At 40.4% G+C, this 2,163-nt stretch carries 2 protein-coding genes; one reads left to right on the top strand and one right to left on the bottom strand.

Annotation, left to right across the window (positions count from 1 at the left end; translation table 11 throughout):
• A partial coding sequence (locus tag ACH2DQ_RS21750; protein ID WP_395028306.1) for an ABC-F family ATP-binding cassette domain-containing protein occupies nucleotides 1-868 on the bottom strand: 868 nt, incomplete at its 3' end.
• 321 nt (nucleotides 869-1,189) lie between these two features.
• Here ACH2DQ_RS21750 and ACH2DQ_RS21745 point away from each other — a divergent pair.
• The coding region (locus ACH2DQ_RS21745; RefSeq protein ID WP_395028304.1) for an aspartate kinase at nucleotides 1,190-2,163 on the top strand (974 nt) is incomplete at its 3' end.

Here is a 2,163-nt window from a genome sequence, read left to right as displayed (position 1 = left end):
CACGACGGATGGACATTTCCCGTAAAAATGATTTCAGCTTTGTAAAGACTACCTCCTGATGCTTGATTTCCCGCTGCTGATTCAGGTATGCCTTTAACTTTGCTTCCCGGATCATCTCCCGTTTCAGGGCATAGTCCGTATAATTTCCAAGGAAGGTGGTAACTTCTCCGTTGTCTATTTCTACTACTTTCGTCACAACACGGTTTAAAAAATAGCGGTCATGAGCAACGATGATAACGGCTCCGCTATAATTTAACAGGTATGTTTCCAGCCATGCGATGGAATTCATATCCAGGTGGTTGGTAGGCTCATCCAGAAGGATGATGTCAGGGCTGGAGAGGAGCAGCTTACCCAGAGCCACACGGGTTTTCTGGCCTCCGGAAAGGGTATTGATAGGTTTGTCAAATTCATTTTCGGTAAAGCCAAGACCCTTTAAGACCCCTACAAGTTCACTTTTGTATGCATAACCATTTTTGTGTTCAAATTCCATGGTTAGGCGGTTGTAGGTCTCCAGGATTTCAGTCAGCCCGGCACCTTCCAGCGTTTTCATTTCCAGTTCCATAGTCCGAATCCGCTGTTCCAGTTCAATAACGTCCTTTTTTACTTCCAATAATTCAGTATAAATCGTATTTTCGTTTGTAACAGACTGGTGCTGCGCCAGGTAACCGATGGATTTCCCACGAGTAATGATCACTTCACCCGAATCCGCCGGCATTTCCTGCATAATAATTTTCAGGAGCGTTGATTTGCCTGCTCCGTTAATTCCAACAATTGCTGTTTTTTCACGGTCTTCTATATGGAAGGAAGCATTTTTGATTATTTCGTTTGTCCCAAATGCTTTGCTTATGTTCTGACATGCAAGTATCATAAGTAATTCACCTAATCTTTCTAGAACATGTTTGAAAATTGCTTTCTGACAGCGGTACGTCATATGCTGTGGGAGATTATCTTCAAATAAAGGCGGCAAGCGTGCTATGTATCCTGAATATAAGCTAATATACCGCAATGTATGACGCACAGATGAATGAATGAATTTACAAATACATTCTAATATTTATCAGAAACTATTATAATAGATATTCTGTGTTTTGCAAATAGATTTCTTCAAAAATACTGGACTTTATGCATGATTTGCGATAATATAGGGATATTGTTACGTTTATGGAGATACAAGAGGAGGAAATTGGTAATGAAGAAAGTAGTAAAATTTGGCGGCAGTTCATTAGCAAACGCAGAGCAGTTTCAAAAGGTAGCCGATATTATCCGCGCAGATGAAGCGAGAAGATATGTCATTCCATCAGCACCGGGTAAACGCTTCTCAAGTGATATTAAAGTTACGGATATGCTTTATGAATGCTATGACATCGCAGAATCAGGCAAGAAATTTACCGCAAAACTGGATAAAATAAAAGAACGCTATAACGAAATTATAAAAGGGCTTGGACTGGAACTTTCATTAGATGACGAATTCCAGGTAATTCACGAAAATTTTGAAAAAAAAGCAGGCAGCAATTATGCGGCTTCCAGGGGAGAGTACTTAAACGGTATCATTATGGCAAACTATCTGGGCTATGAGTTTGTGGATGCTGCAGAAGTTATTTTCTTCGACGAAAATGGAAATTTTGATGAAGTAAAAACAGATAAAAAACTGGCTGATAGATTAAAAGATACAGAAAAGGCAGTTGTTCCCGGATTTTACGGTGCAAAGCCGGACGGATCCGTAAAAACATTTTCCAGAGGCGGATCGGATGTGACTGGTTCCATCGTTGCAAAAGCGATTCAGGCAGACCTGTATGAAAATTGGACAGATGTATCCGGATTTCTGGTAACTGACCCGAGAATTATCGAAAACCCTGAGGTAATCGAGACCATTACATACCGTGAATTAAGAGAGCTTGCTTATATGGGGGCTACCGTTCTTCACGAGGATGCTATTTTCCCGGTCCGAAAAGCAGAAATTCCTATTAATATTAAAAATACCAATGCTCCCCAGGAAAAGGGTACGCTGATTGTTGCACATACCTGTCATAAACCCAAATATACCATCACCGGTATTGCAGGTAAAAAGGGTTTTGCAGCTATCAATATTGAAAAAGACATGATGAATGCGGAAATTGGATTCGGGCGCAAAGTACTTGGAATTTTCGAAGAAAATGATATCTC

It is taken from the genome of Robinsoniella sp., from assembly GCF_034124845.1.
The sequence above is the reverse complement of the archived record's forward strand: the minus strand, read 5'-3'. Positions and strand labels throughout refer to the sequence as shown.